Genomic DNA, 18,212 nt, shown 5'->3' with positions numbered 1-18,212 from the left:
CTATATCGTTTTTTCGTACCTGTACGTTGTCATTATTCCTGTCTAAGTATATGTATTTCTCCGTTTTTATATTCTCAATCAGATTTATACCTATTCTCCTGCCTTCCTTTGATGCAGTTTTCTATCCTTTGTAAAAAACAAGCAGTCGCCTGCCTCTTCATAATGAGACAGACGACTGCTTTATCTATTTTATCAATAAGTTCAGGCAGCCAGCCAGATGTATCCCAGCGGAATCAGAATACCTGCTAAAAGCAACCATTTTCCGCGTCCTGCCAGTCCATTTTTTCCCTTGACCATGAACAATCCGGAAACGGCAAAGAATACTAGCGAAACAGCGAAAAAGTCGCCCATGAGATTCCATCCCTGAATACGGTTATAATGCAACCGGTTGAACCAGTACACCACCGGACGTTTTTCGTGTACTTCATAATCTACACAACCGCTAGCAGCGTCATACACACCCACGCCGCCTTCCAGCATCAGGCGATGATGACTTTCATCAATAGACAGCACCCGCTTTACAGGGGGCAAATCTTCCTGTCGGTTCCATGCCGCAAGGAGTTCTTCGGCCTGCATGCCTTTTTCCAGTTGAACGGCCGCTTCCGTGGTACGGAAAGCCGGATCCTTGCCATTCATGTGGTTCAGCAGGATGCCCGACACGGCATAAATCAGGCAGACTCCTACCATCAGGTAGCCCAGGTCACGGTGCAGCACACGAAGCCAGTAGGAGAGACTCTTATTCCGCCACTTCATATTCCGTGCCGTCTATGTAGTAAATGGAATAATAGTCTTTGTTATTGGCCTTCATCCATTCACGCATGCTCTGAATGTTGTTCATCTCCGCATCGCAGGTTTCACCGTTTCCTTCTGCTTTTCCCTGCTTTTCCTTCAATTCTTCTTCCGCCTGGTCAATGTATTCCTTGGTCAGACGGTTCTCGCGAAGAATCCCTTTGATGATGACCTCTGAACCAATCAGCTCACGGTTGAATCCGCCGATATTGCCTTTTGCCTCCACACGCACGGAAGTCTTCTGGTCTTTTCCCATCACAAAGCAACGGCGTCCAGAATGCTTGCAGGTATGCGTGATGAATCCTTTCAGCACCACCTCCTTATCTACATTCTTTTCTGCATCCTTCAGAATGTCTTCCACATATTTTGCCTCATTGGCCGACAGAGCGGCAGTAGGCTGTTCCTGAGAGGTCTCTGATTTTTTGCTATTGTTCACACACGAGGTAGCTGTCAGCAGACAGGCCGCAGCTACGATAAAAAACAGTTTTTTCATTTTCAATTGAGTTTATAGTTATTCATATTTATTCCAAGGAAGAAACCACAGTGCCACTATCCCGGATAAGCCGGCAGCGCACACGCATAGCGCCATCAGTATCCGTCTGTACAAAGATACCTTGTTTCTGCACAAAAAGAAAGTCAGGAGGGCTAAAAAGAAGCTCACCGCCAATCCCTTTGAAGAAAGATTGCCCGCATAGAGATTCACAAAGGAACTCGTTTCGGACGAAGGTGACAAACGGAACGGGAACAGCCATTCCGACAACTCATCCCACAAAACTCGCTTCCGGTCCTGATGATAGGAAGAAAGCGACTGAAGCGTCACTGCATCCAGTCCGTAGCAGTCCATTCCTTCCGCATCCGATACGCGTACGGTCCAGTAAAGCAGGTTTCCCAGAATGCTGATTTCGTCTTTCGTGATGTCTATCGGACGGATGTCGAACGGCAGGAAGCGATAACCGCCTTCGTCCGTGCTCTCCAGTAAGCCCATTTCACCTTTCTCGCCAAACAGATAGCCATAGAAACGCTTGTCGCTCGTCTCACTCATGACAAACCATTTGATGCCCAGCTGCGAACCGATACCTGTATCTTTCACGAAAGGCCGTCCGTTCACCATCTTCAGGTGGAAGAGAGCTCCTTTGCTGTCCAGACAGAAATAGCCCTCCTCATAGGGCTTTCTCACTGTAGGGTTTCCCCAATAAGCTTTTACCGGAAAGCTAAACCCTTTCTTGATAAGCTCTTTGGTGAAGATTTCACTCTTCTGCCGATTTACCGAATTGGACTGCGCATCGACAAAAGTCAGTTCACGGTCCATCCGGAAGTAGTCGCCGGGAAGCGTAAGATTTCCCCGTTTGGGCATGGCTTCCAGCAACACCCCCATAGCGGGTTGCGGAGAGAATACATCGACCGGACGAAAACGGAACATCACTTGTTTGCTCCGCAAGATTTTCACGTCGATGGCCTGTCCTTCCAGCGAATCGGGCAACTGGCCCTCCATGGCCAGCTGGCGATAGTTCAGCAGCGGAAGCAGTGAATCGTATTGCGCACGAGGATACTCGTTGCCATGAATATCATAAAATGAATTCTTATGCTCGCGGAAGTCAATCACGCAAAGTTCCTTCAACCGGGCACTATAATACATCAGTGAATAGCTGTGCGAATCGTCGGTCATTTTCTGTACCAGTGTCGGCACCGTCCAGGAAGCCAGCAGGGTGACAGACACCAGAATGACTGAAAAAATGAGAGATTTGTATTTCATTGTTCATTGTTTTTATTGTACACCATACTTGAACCGAATGCAGGATGAGAAAGGAAAGATAAAAGAAGCTGCCAGTATCCAGCAGATTCCTGCCCCGAACTGTGAATAGGCTCCGGGATAGGAGGAAACAAACAGCATGGACAGTAGTCCCACCGATACCACAATGCATAGCATCCGCTGTTTCCACTGGGGCTCGATACAAATCCACGCAGTGAAGCCATAGCCTGCCACTGCTGCCACCATCCAGGGAAGCAACTGCTGGAGCATCATTCCTACAATTTCGGAAGGCAGAAACAGGCGAACCACAGCTGAAAGGACCAGCGAAAGCAACAAACAAAGCAACAAGACAATACTGAAACCATACCACAGCATGGAGGCCATAATCTGTGTTTCTCCTGCCGGAAGATGGAGTGTCAGCTTCAGCCGTTTCTGCGTCATTTCGGGCACATACTGCACGACTCCCAATGCAATTCCGGCCAGTGGCAGCAGATACATCATCCACGGGGCAACCGATGTGCCCTGAAAAAGACAGCCATACCACACATTGACCGCTTCATTCAAACGGATTTCATGGGTAAGGTCGATGTAGGTATAACCCACAGCTGCTGCCATCAGCAACAGCATCACCCCAATCAGGCGGCGGGTTTTCATCCATTCTTTATAAGACAAGGCTCTGAATAAATTCATGACATTAATATTTACCTGTTAAACCAATAAATGCATCTTCCAGCGAAAGATTCTCTTCTGTAATTTCCGTGACACCCATTGCCTTCAACCGTTGTTCGACTTCGGCCTTTGGCAGAAAAGAATATACTTCCCATTTATCGCCCAATGCGGAGGGATGCCAGAAATCTTCATCGGCCTCCAGCTTAAATGTATCTCCCGGACGGGTGAAACGGTATCGCTTGAAATGGTGCATGATTTCCTTTACCGGCTTATGCAACAGCAAGCGGCCATAGTCCATGATCATGCAATCATCTATCAGCAGTTCCATGTCCTGAATGATGTGCGAAGTGAGAAAGACTGTCTTGTTCTCTGCCGACGCATATTCCCGAAGGTATTCCACAAACAGACGGCGATAGCCCGGGTCCAGTCCCATGGAAAAATCATCCAGAATCAGCAGGTCCGGGTCCTGGGCAAAAAGCAGTCCCAACGCCACCTGCGAACGCTGTCCGCACGACATGGTAGAGAGTTTCTGTGAAGGAAGTACCTGCAACTTTTTCAGCAATTCATAATAGGCCTCTTTCTTCCATTTCGGGAAAAAGGCCGAATAAAATTTCTCTATCTGCGAAACCGTAAAATAGGCATGTTGCACATGCCCTTCCAGCAACAGTCCCACCTTCGATTTGGTAAGCGGCGAGAGGTGTTCCATGTCTTCACCAAACAGCCTGCACAGGCCCGAACGAGGCTTCAGGTAACCGTTGAGAATATTAATGATGGTGGTTTTCCCAGTGCCGTTCTTTCCCAACAGGCCCAATACCTTTCCCTGCTCCACGTCGAAACTGAGATTTTCGTAAATCAAGCGGTTTCCGTAATAATGCGTAATATTTTCACACTCTATTATTTTACTCATTGTAAAACGATTAAATGATTAGTTCTTAAAATTTTACCCCTACCTTGATGACGGGTTGCACGAAATCCTTTCCTGCCATTGTAGTCGTAAAAGCCCTGGCATACGTCACCTCGCCCCGGACATAACCGGACAAGGCAGGAGTAATTTCTCTTTCATACCCCACGGCCGCATACGGCACCAGCCGGACAGCTGTCTGATAATCGTATTCTTGCACCAGTAAGTCTGCTCTTTCTGCCGGACGTTGCTGGTCCTCCGATACACGGGCATATTGTCCGTCTTCCTTCATACAGCCCCATCCGCCCTGCAAGCCCAATCCGGCGGAAGCAGTCCATACCTGCCGGCCTTTATACCAGTTTCTGGCACCCTGAAGCCATAGCCCCATGACGTGCAGATTCTGCTTCCGGAAGAACGGATATTGCGATGCCGTCACAGAACGGGAACGATAGTCCAGCCGCACTTCGGCCGACCAGTCTGAACGGCTCTCTTTACCTCCTGAAAGAAGTTGATACGCCAGCCAGGCACGCAGCTGGTCCCTGCTCATCACTTCATTGCTACCGTAATAGACAATCTGCGATACGCCCAGTTCGTCCGTACTCTCCTTATATGAGTTTTCCCTGTTTTCCAGTGATTTCAGCGCAATGCCCAGTTCCATCGCCTGAAAAAGTTGGGACTGCTGCCAGGTAAGCTTTGTACGGTAACCCACCTCACTCCCTGTATGAGTAGAGTAGGTGATGGAAGTCGAAGAACCGCTTCCAAAGCGTCCGGAAGTCTTTCGGATGAATACCTCCTGAAACCAGTGCAGGTCTCCGCGATGAAACTGTCCCTGAAAGGCCACTTCATGCGTTTGAGTAAACAAGGGTGTCGTGTTCGAAGTATATCCACTTTCACCAAACACCTCACTGCGCCCGTAGAAACCTCCAAAACTGATGAGAGAAGTGTATTGACGGTCGGTCGTTCCATAGATACCGAAGCCTACCGTTTCCACGTTGCGCAAATACCCGTAAGAAAGTCCGACCTGCCATCCGGAAAAAAGTTCATACGAGAAGCCCGTCGACAAATGCAGGTTCATCAGGGAATTCTGATGCCGCAAGTCCTTGAACTTGGCGTAGTTTTCCGTACGGTATTCCAGCTGCCCTCCCCATGAAAGGCGAGGAGTGAGGAGATAGCCTGCTTCCCCTCTGAGCATGTACCATTCATGCCGTTTCGTACCGGCTCCCGAGTCGTCCATCTCCACAATGTCAAAAGGCGTTTCTTCCGGATGCAGAAAAGCCGAACCCGACATGTGCTTGCCTTTTTCCGTGCCGTATGCCATGGCACCTCCTAATACCAGCCGCGAGTTCAGCCGCCAGTAGGATTCGGTTGAGACCAATCCGCCCAGCCGGCTATCCGACTGATAATAATTCACCAGTTTCCCGCTTCCGTAACTGCCTTCCGCCTGAAGATAGGAGATGCGTCCGCACTCCATCCCCGACAGAAAAGAAGGATTGCTTCCGGCAGAAGCCGCATACCTCCACAAGGTTTCCTGAAAGTCTGTACGAAGAGGAGAGGAGGTCCCTGAGGGAACACTTCCCCAGGACCTGCCTCCCGCCACAAGTACAAGAAAAAAGCAAGCGATACAATAATGCTTCATGTTTAGTGTCTCAAAGAAGATTTGCTCCGCTGATGGAAGTCAGCTGTCGAATTGTTTGTATCCTGAAAAATAATTCTGGCTCCGTTTTTCAAGGAGGCCTCGGCATCTATTCCGCTGGCATCGGTTGAATTTCCTACACCGAGCGAATAGTTATAGACCAGCTTTCCTTCATTCTCCGCAAGTGCTTCCGTAGCCTCTCTATCCACGTTGCGATACAAGGTATATCCCATGCCGCGTGTAAGTTCCACATAGCCTGCATCTACCGAGGGAAGAAGGCGTTTCTGGTTGCCGTCGGCTCCCTGCACGAATACTTCGATACCGTCTACCACCCACTCTGCCGGCACTTTCTTACGCGGCTGACTGGCACTTCCTCCATAAAGGTTGGTGGTGGATGCATCGTCTACAAAAGCCTGTAGGGTAGTACCTTCCGGACGGAACACAAAGAATGCCGGTCCGAACTGGCTGACAGGCCATGCATTACCCAAACCATATTTGTAGGCCTTCAAGTAATGGTCGGTAGAAATAAGTTCGGAAGGCGACGGATAGTATTTGGCATTGTTGAAGTCCTCAATGTCATACAGACAGTAATAGGCACTGTTGGCCAGATTTACGGACTGAGAATAGGTCTGTGTGTGGTCGATGGCTCCATTCAGTGCAATCACCAGTTCTTTTCCGGCTTCCAGCTGTACCTGCTTGTCGAAATACCAGACAGCCGTTCCGGCCGGTATCCATCCTTCTGCCGCATAAAAGAGTTCACCGTTCACATAGTCCTTATTCGACGCATGAGGGTTGTAAGGATTGACCATACCCAATGCAAAGTCGCTGATGTCGAGTGTTTCCGAAGAATTGTTATACAGCACGACATACTGGTCCATGGCAAACGTACCTGAGCCATCGTCTTTCGGACAGCCTCCTACATACAGTTCCTTAATCAGCACGGAACCTCCTGAAGACATTTCCAGTGTGATGGTAGCTTCTACCGTTTCCTGAGTCACATTGACCGATGTATTCAATCCATTGAAAAGATACACTTTGGCATCGGCCACCCGTTTGTCGGAAGCCGAGGCTTCATAGATACCTTGCGGCACTTCAAAAACAGCCACTCCTTCCGCATTGGTCGACTGACTGAAGGTGGTACTGCCCGACGTATTCTTCAAAGTCACGCTGACTCCCTCCACAGGTTCAAATCCGCTTCCCTCGGGATATACCAGCCGAATGCTTACACTGCTCACCTGATAACCGCTGTTTTCTTTCTCCTTACAGGCACTGAAAACCAGTATCTGGATTAAGACACAGCACGCAAATAACATCTTTTTCATCATACTCATACGTGTTTATAGTTTTAATTTAAATGATATGCCATAGTTAAAGGGAGTGACCAGCGAAGAAGCAAACAGACTTCCCTCATTACCCGTCTGCCAGTTCTTTATCTTCTGCATGCTGTAGAAGAAATTATTGGCAAAAAATGACACCGTCAGGTACTTCCCGATTTCTTTCGATACGTTCAGGTTGGCTGAGAAATAGGGGGAATATCCCTGCTTCCTGAACATATAGCCAGTGGTGCTTTTTACCACCAGTTTACTGAGTTCGTTATACAACTCCTTGTCATGTTCGGCAGCCCACAGGAACTTTTCCATAAACGGTATACGGGTTTCCATATCTTCTCTCGATACATAATACAGCGGATACGTAGCCACGTAACTGGCTCCGTTATAAATATCCGTCTGGGTGGACGATGGCAGATAATCACTTTGCGAGTCGAGCACATAGCTCCGGGTTCCACCGCTGTATTCACTTAGGTTCTGCCGCGTATTCAGAAGAGTACCCTCAAAACGCAGAGAGAAAATCATTCTGATTTTCGGCACGTGCGTCACCAGGGTCAGGTTGGTGTTCAGTCGCTGCGTCATGAATCCGTTATAGTTGCCATTGCCTCCTACATAATAACCGATGTATTTATAAGGCTGTCCGTCCGTATCGGTCAGGCTGCTAGTAGACGGTACCATCACTTCATCAATTCCTTTGTAGCGATAATACTTCCCGTCTATGCGGATGGAGGTATTGATTGCCTTTATCCGGTCAAAATCAAGCACCCATTCCAGTCCCATCCGTGAAGAGGAAGAACCATTCACATTCATGACGGCCGACTGGAAATCATGAATCTCCTTATAGGCAAGCGTCTGAGAGGGAAGTATCCCGTTCTTGTCGGATACGGTCACAACTCCTGTCGTACGGTCAATGCTATACACCCTGTCGGCTGAAGGTATCAGGCAATCATTGAGCGCGCTCTGGTCGGTCAACTTATAATCAAACGGAGTATAGATACGCGTACTGGTATAAGGCTGTGACAGGGTGTTGTAGAAAAACGACAGCGAGATCCGTACTCCCTTCAGACGAATGTCCATTCCGGCTTCCCGCATAAGGCTGTACTGCCATTGCAACTCCGGATTATAGACAGGAAGCACAGGATGGGTGTGATAAGCATAATAGGTTGTTCCGTCGGCCATTGCTCCAGGGGCAAATGCCAGACGGTCTACATACGTTTCCCGGGGATACAGCATCTCGAACGAAGGAAGTTTCACTGCCTTTCCCCATCCGGCACGAAGGGTCGCCCCTCGAAAGAAACCATGCTCTTTTTCGCCAAATGAATACTTGGCACTGAAACGGGGAGACAGACTGGATACGGTGCCATACACTGTGCCCGGGATGAAAGTCATGTCACTTCGGAGTCCTCCTTTAAGGAGCAGCTGCGAATGACGGAAAGGCAAGGTTATCTCTTCTTCTGCATACGCAGCCAGATTGTGCATGAAAGGCAACTCATCGTAACGGTATTCCCTCCAGGTGGGAGCTACCGACATGTCTTCATAATATGTTCCCTTACCCAAGTTGCCTTCTCCTTTCATATCTGCTCCTGCCAGCAGGTTGCTGGTTATGCTCCCGATTTTATGGCTCCAGCGCGCTTTCAGGTAGGCAGTGTAATTTATGGGACGGCTGTCGTTGAATGAGGTCACGTACCAGTAGCCGGTGGGCAACAAGATATATAATTTTGTAATAAACTGATTTACTATATTTTATAGCTACCAGCAAGGAGTTGTTTTACAATTTAGTACCATTTTAGCATCACTATTTAGTCTTTGTAGTAATTACATTGAAATTCCAACTTATGCCCTATTGAATACTGATTTGTTTTGCGAAGATGTAGCTATTCGATCTGTGTTTCAAGTTTTTCTAGTGATTATACCCCCAGATTATTTGGCTATTCCAAACATTTTTACTACCTTTGCACCATTAGAACCTGCCAAGCCTCTTCACAATGCTCAAATCGGCGGGTCGTTTTTTATTATACATACATGAAAACAAGTTTCGCCAAACCGTACTCTTCTCCGGAACAGATAGTTCAAATACTAAAATCAAGGGGGATGCTTATAAAAGATGAGCATAGGGTGGAAAATTATTTGATGAACATTGGTTATCATCGTTTGTCTGCATACATTTACCCATTCTATAAAAGCCCTAAGAGTGAGCTGGTACTAAAAGAGGGAACAACTTTTGAGCAAGTCCTAACTCTCTATCGCTTTGACAAGAAACTACGGATACTCCTTTTCAATGAAATAGAGAAAATAGAGGTTGCCATTCGAAGCGTATTGGCAAATGTCGGATGCCAAGAATTGGGAGATAAGTTTTGGATAACAAAACCCGAATACTTTGCCAATACGGATAAATTTAATCAAACATTGGCAATCATAGACAAGGAACTGGCATCAAGTAAGGAAGACTACATTGAAGACTTCCGTCAAAATTATGTTGAGGACTACCCTCCTGCATGGATGATAACGGAAGTGTTGTCCTTCGGTAATTTGAACTACATCTATTCCAATATAGCCAGCAACCAACTAATGAAGCGCATTGCAGGTTATTTCGGTCTGAAACCACAGGTTTTTGTCTCGTGGCTGACGGTACTTGCCAACCTCCGCAATATGTGTTGCCACCATGCGAGAGTATGGAACAGAGATTTTATGCTGAATCCTGCTGAACCCAAAAAGACTAAAAACGCATGGATTAATACCTCAAAAGCTGATAAGAAACGAATCTACTATCGCCTGTGTATAATCCGATACTTTCTCTCTTCGGTTTCTCCCAATAACAACTTCAACGAAAAGCTTTCGGAACTGTTGACGGATTTTCCGTCAATAGATATAGCTGCGATGGGATTTGATTGCGATTGGAAAAATACTTCTTTATGGTCAACTCTTAAATAGATGTTTTTATAATGAAAATTGAACCGAATATTTATATAACATACGAAATGGTATTTAGCGATGAGCCTCTACCTATATCTGACTACTTAAAAGAATTAGACAAGAATTGGCTGATACGCTTTGCCTTATTTATAATATATTCTGGAGGTAAGTTCAAGACTCTTAATAATTATGTGACAACATTTTTTTGCAAACAGAACCATGATTTTGTAAAAAGTGTATTAGACATAATGAGCAATCATTACGCCAAGACCCTCAATGACCCAACAAATATAATACCACGCACATACTTCATCCTCTCCGAATCTACAGGACTTGAATTGCTAAAACAGATATTCTCAATATCAAACTTTACAAATGTTTTACCACAAACGACACAAGAACAATATCTATTCAAGGCTATATTGCTAATAAATAGCAATATAAGTAAAACAAATGTATTAGAAGAATTTGACGATAATAAAAATTTCACCAATCTATATTATGCAAAATCATTAGTATGTAATTTCATAAACAATCATGAGAGGCTAAATCTGAAATCAGAATTTATCTCTGTTCTTCAGGTTATTAAAGGGTACTATTTCTTTAAATTTTGTGAAAAATCAAAGTTACAACCACATCTTACTCAATTTCTGAAAAACAATGGCTTTCAAAGTTGGACGCAATATCTATATAATGTAATACAGTTAATATTATATCCGCTGCAAAATGAAAATGATAAATTCCCTGTAATTAAACTAAACGAAAGACTTGAAGGATATAATTATTTGCACACTCATTCTTTTAGTGCTGACTATGTTATTCCAACAAACGAAAACTGCGATTACACATTTTTCAAGACTTATCCATTGATTGAAATTGACAAACAAACATTCTTGCCGATTAACGCCATATTCTGTATAAATCACCTTTATAGAAGCGTTTATTTTGAATTTAACAAAATAAACGCCTCGTTTGATAATCCGGTGAAAATAAAAGGTTTTCCAACTTATATCACGACGGAATTTTCTGAAAAATATTTATTTTACAAATTTGTAAAGAATACACTTTATAAACAACGAGGTATAAAATTAACTGGTGATGATTGCAAGAAATTGTTTCCTAAAAAAGATAAAGAGCCAGATTTCTACCATCGTGATGGTAATAATATTTTTTTATTTGAAAATAAAGATATCAAGATAAATAAAAATGTCATAAATAGTAAGGATTACAACAAGATAGGAGATGAATTAAACAAGAAACTTATCAAACAAGTTGGTGTTGACCAACTTGTTGAGCACATAAGAGCAATTGATGCAAGAAACTTTATATGGGATATGAAATTACCAAAACATCCGCGAATATATCCAATATTAGTTTTAGATGACAGTTTGCTATGTGTTCCTGGTTTGAACTATATTCTAAACGATGCTCTACAAAGCAAATTAAAAGAATGCAATGTAAAAGCAAAAATTTATCCACTTGTTGTAATAGAATTAGACACTCTCATTTCATATGCAACCTATTTTAAGACGGGCAAAATCCATCTAAAGAAATTGATTGAGGATTATTATAGTTATCTGCAGAGATGTAGGAAAAAAGTAGCTCCAGAAGAAATACTGTACGAGGTTTATCATAAATTTTTCCCTTTTTACACTTTCGTATCACAAGAAATAATCAATAAACCTTTTGATGATTCTCTTTTTAATCAAATTTGCAATGAACTACAGTCAAAAGAAAAAAAACATTTAACTATATGCAAAATAGCCTATAGATAACAACTTATAGGCTATTTTGCATTATTGATTATAAATCAAATTTTTAAATTAGGTAAAGTGTTTACTATATCTACTGTTTGGCAAGATAGCATAATGACAGATAGAAGTAAGTCGAGGATATAACGGGGTTGTTTGTGTTCTCGCGACCAGTCGTTTGGATCATTTTTGATTTGGGACGCTTTGTCGATTGTGACGGCATAGCGTTCCATTACCCACTCGACTGCAGATTTACCATTAACGATGTATTCGTATGCTTTCAGTGGTATGTTCTCAATGATAATGTTCTCGTTATAAATGATACGGGTCTTATCGGCAACCAGTTTTCCACTCTCGTCACGAACTTTGGCAAACCTCATTTTATCAACGGCAAAGTATTGGTAGGTTTCATCCGTCCAGTCATTTTGCCAAATATCCATATCGCCATTCACTTCTACGCTACAAGTCCTATGAGCTGACATAGGCATTGCAGCGAAAAACAGATAATTTCCATCTTGCCCGATAGCCGGCTCGTTTATGTTTTGTTCGTAATTTAGATGCAGATCGGCAAGTTCTTTGCCTGCTTTATAAAAGGACATGAAGTCCTGTACGCTATCCACAATGGGGATGCGTGGCAATGATTTTTTCAAATCATCGGCAAATCGCTCACGGTATTGCTTAGAATGAAGAAGCCCATACACATAGTAGAATATGTGTTCTTTGGTAATGTTTTTTGAACCTCCGAAACGGCTACGGACTTCTTTCAGAATCCAGTCGGTTATTCCGTCCCGGCGAATATATTTGGTAGTTTCCGCATCATCAAAGAGTGTTGCTTGGGAATTCTTGTTTTCCTCATACCAATATAAGGGGAAACATTGGCTATTAAATAATAGTTGATAATCGGACAATGTTTTTGAAATATAGCATGAAAAATCTTTCTCTCCAACGCCTTTAACACAAATGATGAGATTATCTGAATTAAAAGCAGTGAATTGAATACCTGGTCGCTCTATCAAATCCTTTTCATAGTACAAATTTTGTTTACAAAAGGGGCGGTACATGCTTTGATTTATTACATTAGAGGTATATTCAATCTCTTGATGCTTTGTCGCCTTTAAACGTAATCCCGCAGTCCAACTAATTTTTGTTGGGTCATTAGTAATATCATTTACAGGATAATTTATCTCCGAATTGTAATTCTGTATGAGCCTTTTTATATTACCTTTTAATACGCTCGAAGAATAATTGTAAGTCCAACTATCTCTACCTGTGGCAATATTTGGCCCATTTACAATAAAAATAGAGTGTGAATTAGAGTTTAATTTCTTATCAGGGTTCAATGGAATCAAATTATCAAACACCCCATCACGTTGATTTATCCAATCAGCTTTATCATTAGGTGTGATAATCTGCCATTTCAATTTCTCTGAAGAAATGGAACGGAAATCTTTTACCATCATGAGTTTCTGCTCACGACTAAGATAATCACCTATATCGTGATAATGGGTAACAGCCTTTTGACCTTTCTTTACCGGATTTTTGACAAGGAAAGTTATGGAGATAGGGGTACGTGAACCGCTACCAAAGATTTTACCACCCTCTTTACGTGATAATTCACCTGATGTACGCTGATTTCCACGCAAATTTAGCACATAAACAGAAGTAAATTCATCTTCAATACAACGACGCATACCATCCTGCCCAGCCCCATCAATCCATGCACCATTACTTATGAATGCAACAATACCACCTTCATTCTGCGGGATGCGGTCTGAAGCCCAGCGAAAAGCTTTTACATAACTGTCGTAAAGAGACTTGTTCAGAGTGGCTGAACTCTTCGCTGCATACGTCTCTGATACACGTTTATCAAGATACGGGTAAGACAAATTCTGTGCATTGTCATTAGCCGATTTTTGTCCTATGGAATACGGCGGATTTCCAATAATTACCCTTACGTGTGTAGCCATCTGTTTCTTCACCCGCTTGGAATTATCTTGGAAAAACTCGGTGAAAAGTTCGTTATGCTTTTTCTCTGCCAACTGGAACGTATCGGTCAGGCAGATACCGCTATACGGTAAATAAGTCTCCCTGTGGGTAATGTCATGGAATACAGATTCAATATTCACATCAGCAATATAATAGGCCAACAATACAATCTCATTACAATGGATTTCATTCCGATATTTACGTTCCATATCCTCTGGTCGAATAAGACCGGACTGTAGCAAACGGGTAATAAAAGTACCCGTACCTGTAAACGGATCAAGGATATGAACGTTTTGCTCAGTCAGCGAAGTATTGAACTCTGCTTTGAGAATATCATCCACTGAACGGATGATGAAATCCACGCATTCCACCGGTGTATAAACAATACCCAGTTTCTCCACTGTAAGCGGAAACGCACCTTTGAAAAATTTTTCATAGAGGTTCTTTATGATTGTCTGCTTACCCTCCAAATTATCAATACCGCCTACATTTGTCCTTACCGATTGGTAGAACTTCTCCAGCACCTCGGTATCTTTTTCAAAAGCCTGCTCTTGCAAGAGGTCTATCATGCGCTGCATGGAACGGCTCACGGTGTTATTATTGACAAACTGGTAATCTGAAAACAGAGCGTCAAATACAGGTCGGGTGATGATGTGCTGTGCCAGCATTTCAATGGCTTGGGCAGCATCTACCGATGGATTAAGGTCTCGCTGTAATCCCTTTAAATATTCATTGAAAGCCTTTTTGTGTACGCCGGACTGAATAAGTTTGGAAATACGCTCAATAAATTTGTGCGCAATAAGACCGACCTCTTTTGCCCAATTCTCCCAATAAAGACGGTCACCGCATTTTTCCACGAGTTTGGCATACATGCCGTCTTGTATCTCCCCGAAACGAAGTTCCAACTGTCTGGCAATTTCTGCATTTTCAATTTGTTGTGCTTCCGCTTCTCCATCATTTGCACCCAATCCCGGTCGGCCTATGGTAACAGACGGTGTGCCGGTCTGTTTGTTCGGCTTCTGCTTGTTGAGAGCTATCTTGTTTACCATTGCATTGAAACGGTCATCGTGTGAGCGGAGCGCGTTCAAGATAGCCCACACCACATCGAATGTCTTGTTGTTGTCAAGAGCTTCCTCCGCTGAAATATCGGATGGCACGACAATAGGGATGATGATATATCCATACTTTTTTTCATCGGATTGCCCTTTGTGAAATGTACGCATCACACGGCCAACCGACTGCACCACATCCACCTGCGAATTACGGGCAGAAAGAAACAATACGGCATCGAGAGACGGCACATCCACACCCTCGGACAGACAACGCACGTTGGTTACAATACGGCATTCACGTTCATTGTCAGACTCTTCCGCCAGCCATTGCAGGATTCCATTACGCTTCTGCGAGTTCATAGAACCATCTATATGCCGTGTCGTTACTGAAACGGTATGCGAAAGGCTTTCTGAATCAAGATTTTCTTCGTATTTCCCGGATATTCTTGGAAGCACCGAAGCTACATATTTTGAAGTTCCGGCTTTTGTTTCGTTGCCTATGGCTGAACAGAACGCCACGGCACGGCGCATCATGCGTGGGTCGGCATCCCATGTACGATGGTCATCGCCCTGTATCATTTTTGACAATCCGTTTATTACTCCAATGAGCTTGGATGTGTCGTCAAAATTCAGTTCGGTGGTAGAATTGGTGATGTCTTGTTTTATGTTGTCAGGCACATCATCTTCACTAACGGTAAGGACAAGCACCTTGTAATCCGTCAATAAACCATTTTGAACGGCGTATGAGAAATTCACGCGATAAAATTCCTCTCCATAAATGGCTTTGTCATCCATCGAGCAGAGAATGCAATCCTTTTCCGATGCCTTTATCTTGGCAGATTCCCCATACAAACGCGGTGTGGCAGTCATATAAAGGCGTTTCCGACCTTGTACATTCTCATTGGAATGTATCTTGATAAAGTTGCTCTCATCCTTATCGGCTATTTTTACGCCGGTAGTGCGGTGTGCCTCGTCACAAATAATGAAATCAAACACGCCGTATTCTCCGTTTGTCTCGGATAAAATCTCCTGTTGAGCTGCAGAAACGGCATCTATGGATTGGTAGGTGGAGAACACGACTACCAAGCCGTCATGATCCCGATATTTCTTTAATTGGGATGCAATGGATTGTGGATTGGTGGATGCTGGTACGGCAAGGTCAACCACGCTGTCGTCCGTATCGTCAGATCCCTTGGTGGTTTTGCGTGAGGCTTTGGAATCGGAACAGATGCAGACAGCCTTAATGGGCTTCTTCGCATCTGCCGACCATGCGTTGAGCGACTGCCCCAACAAGGCGATGGACGGAACCATGAACAGCACCAAGCCTTTGTTGTCAAACAACTGTTCCGCAATGAGCAGCGAAGTGTAGGTTTTACCTGTACCGCAAGCCATAATGAGCTTGCCCCTCTCGTTACCATCTGCCATATAATGAACGTATGCTTTTGATATGGCATTCAATTGGTGTTCACGAGGCTTCTTGCCCTCCACCAGTGCAGAATTTCCGGTTAGACCGTCCATCAGCTTTTGCCAGTCCACAGGAGATGAATCAAGGTCTGCCATACCGATGCGCGTAACAGGCGGTTCCTGGTTTCGGATAGCCTCTTCTGCATTAGTTCCCCAATGGTTTGTGGTTGAAATCCAAATACGATTTGAAAAACGGACTGTTTGGAATGTTACCTCGTTTGTGAACGTGCGGCTGGAAGTGGCGAGAAATGAATCTACAGCAGGTTTATCTATGATTGTATTCTCAGCATAGCATTTACACTGGATAGCCCAATAGTCACCCAATTCAGTTTTGGCCACAAGGTCGATACCTGTGTCATTACCGCCAAAATCGTTTCGCCCCGGAAAATCTTCCCATAGCCAGACCGATTCAAGCTCATTGTAGCGTGGGTCTGTTAATAACCATGAGCGCATCAGTCGCTCGAACTTTGTACCTTTTTCCTTTTCTGTGAATGATTCGGTACGAAATTTATGTAGTATTTCCTTGAAATTCATCTCTTGATAAGAGATATATTTCAAAGGAACGGGCTCTAATAATCAGTGCTATACTGGCAAAATCTGACGCATTTGCAAAACAGATTCTCACAAAATGCCTCTCATATATCATTATAAATGAGGAATGAACACGGTATTTGAAATATTATGCGTACCTTTGCAATATCAACTATAACTCTTATCAAGAGATTCGTCTTTTCGCTCAACACATTTCACCATAAATATCCGGTCAAAAATCTTTCAGGATAAGGCTGTTTGCCTTGTCCACCACGCTTGTGTCAAGCGATGCGAGATAGATGCGCGTAGTCTCTTCCGAATCATGTCCCATGCCCTCGCTGATGACAGAAAGAGGGATGTTCTTGCTCTTGGCAACGCTCGCCCAACAATGGCGGGCAACGTGCATGGTCAGCGGTATGTTCAATCCTGCCTGACCGGCAACTTCCTTCAACGCCACATTGATGCGGCAGATGGCATTACGGTATTGTGTCCGTTCATCGGAACAGGGGTTTGTAATTATCGGCAGGAGGTAACGGGTGGCCGTATTCTCTCTATACTTGGCGATGATGTCTTCCATGCACTTCTCCCACTTGACGGTGAGCTGCTGCCCGGTCTTTCTTCTCCGGTACGTGATGGTTCCGTTCTTCAAGTCCGATTTTTTCAGATAGGCCATATCAATGAATGACATGCCACGGGTATAAAAGGAGAAGAGGAACATATCCCTTGCATAATCCAGATGCGGTTTCAGAGTCAAATCAAGTTCCTTAATGTGTTTGATGGCTTTCAACGGAATGGCGCGTTTTACCGTCTTCCCGATGCCAGTGTAAACGTGTTTGAAAGGGTGCTTCTGTTCCGTCAGCTCCTTTTCCACGGCACGGTTGTAAACGGCACGGAGTATGCGCATATAAAAGGAAACCGTGTTGGGGCAGATGCCCTTGCCTTTGAGCCAGGCCTCGTAAAGCATCATGGTGTTGCCGTCTATCTCGCACAAGAGTATGTCCTGCCCCTCACGAAACTTCATAAAACTGGCCAATGCCGCCGTATAGGTTTCTGATGTGCGGACTTTGCCAAGCTGCTTCAACTGTCCTATGATGCCCTGCATGAAACGGAACAGCGATTGTTCGCCCGTTTGCCTATTGAATTTTTCAATGATACTATCAGCGGAATAAATTCCTCCCTGCCTGTCGCATTGGACGACTATGGCTTTCAACCGTCTGGTGTCCCAGTCAATATGTTCCACCACTTCACGGAGATACCGTTTCCTGTTTTCACCGATTTCGGGCAAGATTTTCACAGAGGAAGTTCTCCTGTCCCATTCCGTGTCAAATATGCGGTAGTCCGTCCTGACTTGGCGGACTATGCGCCCGTGGATTACCTGATAATAGATGCTGCCCTCCCTGCCGCTTGCGGTGGAAGAACGAAATTTCACTTTTATGGATGCCATT

The 18,212-nt window shown here is 44.3% G+C and carries 12 protein-coding genes; 2 read left to right on the top strand and 10 right to left on the bottom strand.

From position 1 onward, the window contains the following. Positions 1–201: 201 nt before the first annotated feature. Genes BACPLE_RS02000 through BACPLE_RS01965 form a run of 8 tightly spaced genes read right to left on the bottom strand, consistent with a single transcriptional unit; the run spans position 202 to position 8,777 of the window. Positions 202–753 (bottom strand): PepSY-associated TM helix domain-containing protein, encoded by a 552-nt coding sequence (locus tag BACPLE_RS02000; protein ID WP_007558435.1) that lies wholly within the window; start codon positions 751–753, stop codon positions 202–204. Further along, on the bottom strand, positions 737–1,282 hold the full coding sequence (locus tag BACPLE_RS01995; protein ID WP_007558433.1) for a hypothetical protein: 546 nt from the start codon (positions 1,280–1,282) through the stop codon (positions 737–739). Before BACPLE_RS01995 ends, BACPLE_RS02000 begins: the two co-directional genes overlap by 17 nt. Before the next feature lie 18 nt (positions 1,283–1,300). After that, a complete protein-coding gene (locus BACPLE_RS01990; RefSeq protein WP_007558432.1) occupies positions 1,301–2,542 on the bottom strand; it encodes a DUF4857 domain-containing protein in 1,242 nt (413 codons plus the stop codon). A 12-nt stretch (positions 2,543–2,554) separates the two neighbouring features. Beyond that, complete coding sequence (locus tag BACPLE_RS01985) at positions 2,555–3,229, bottom strand: hypothetical protein (protein WP_007558430.1); 675 nt, start codon at positions 3,227–3,229, stop codon at positions 2,555–2,557. Positions 3,230–3,233: 4 nt separating this feature from the next. Continuing rightward, positions 3,234–4,115, bottom strand: a complete 882-nt coding sequence (locus BACPLE_RS01980; protein ID WP_007558428.1) for an ABC transporter ATP-binding protein — start codon at positions 4,113–4,115, stop codon at positions 3,234–3,236. A 25-nt stretch (positions 4,116–4,140) separates the two neighbouring features. Continuing rightward, entirely contained in the window at positions 4,141–5,745 is a 1,605-nt protein-coding gene (locus BACPLE_RS18525; RefSeq protein ID WP_050792050.1) for a DUF6850 family outer membrane beta-barrel protein, read from the bottom strand. 2 nt (positions 5,746–5,747) lie between these two features. Continuing rightward, positions 5,748–7,067 (bottom strand): DUF4876 domain-containing protein, encoded by a 1,320-nt coding sequence (locus BACPLE_RS01970; protein WP_235777886.1) that lies wholly within the window; start codon positions 7,065–7,067, stop codon positions 5,748–5,750. A gap of 12 nt (positions 7,068–7,079) precedes the next feature. Next, the gene (locus BACPLE_RS01965) at positions 7,080–8,777 is read right to left on the bottom strand and encodes a TonB-dependent receptor domain-containing protein (protein ID WP_157131875.1); all 1,698 of its coding nucleotides are present in this window, start codon (positions 8,775–8,777) and stop codon (positions 7,080–7,082) included. A 315-nt stretch (positions 8,778–9,092) separates the two neighbouring features. On the opposite strand from BACPLE_RS01965, the gene BACPLE_RS01955 reads away from it, so the two are divergent. Further along, complete coding sequence (locus BACPLE_RS01955) at positions 9,093–10,001, top strand: Abi family protein (RefSeq protein WP_007558423.1); 909 nt, start codon at positions 9,093–9,095, stop codon at positions 9,999–10,001. Positions 10,002–10,012: 11 nt separating this feature from the next. Continuing rightward, positions 10,013–11,758, top strand: a complete 1,746-nt coding sequence (locus BACPLE_RS01950) for a hypothetical protein (protein WP_007558422.1) — start codon at positions 10,013–10,015, stop codon at positions 11,756–11,758. 35 nt (positions 11,759–11,793) lie between these two features. On the opposite strand, the gene BACPLE_RS01945 is transcribed toward BACPLE_RS01950, so the two are convergent. Further along, positions 11,794–16,770 carry a DEAD/DEAH box helicase gene (locus tag BACPLE_RS01945; protein WP_007558421.1) on the bottom strand — a complete coding sequence of 1,659 codons (4,977 nt, stop codon included), beginning with the start codon at positions 16,768–16,770 and terminating at the stop codon, positions 11,794–11,796. Positions 16,771–16,999: 229 nt separating this feature from the next. Beyond that, entirely contained in the window at positions 17,000–18,211 is a 1,212-nt protein-coding gene (locus BACPLE_RS01940; RefSeq protein ID WP_007558420.1) for a tyrosine-type recombinase/integrase, read from the bottom strand. Position 18,212: the final 1 nt, after the last annotated feature.

Origin of the sequence: Phocaeicola plebeius DSM 17135 (genome assembly GCF_000187895.1) — a bacterium.
Taxonomy (GTDB): domain Bacteria; phylum Bacteroidota; class Bacteroidia; order Bacteroidales; family Bacteroidaceae; genus Phocaeicola; species Phocaeicola plebeius.
This window is presented reverse-complemented; position numbering and strand designations above follow the sequence as displayed.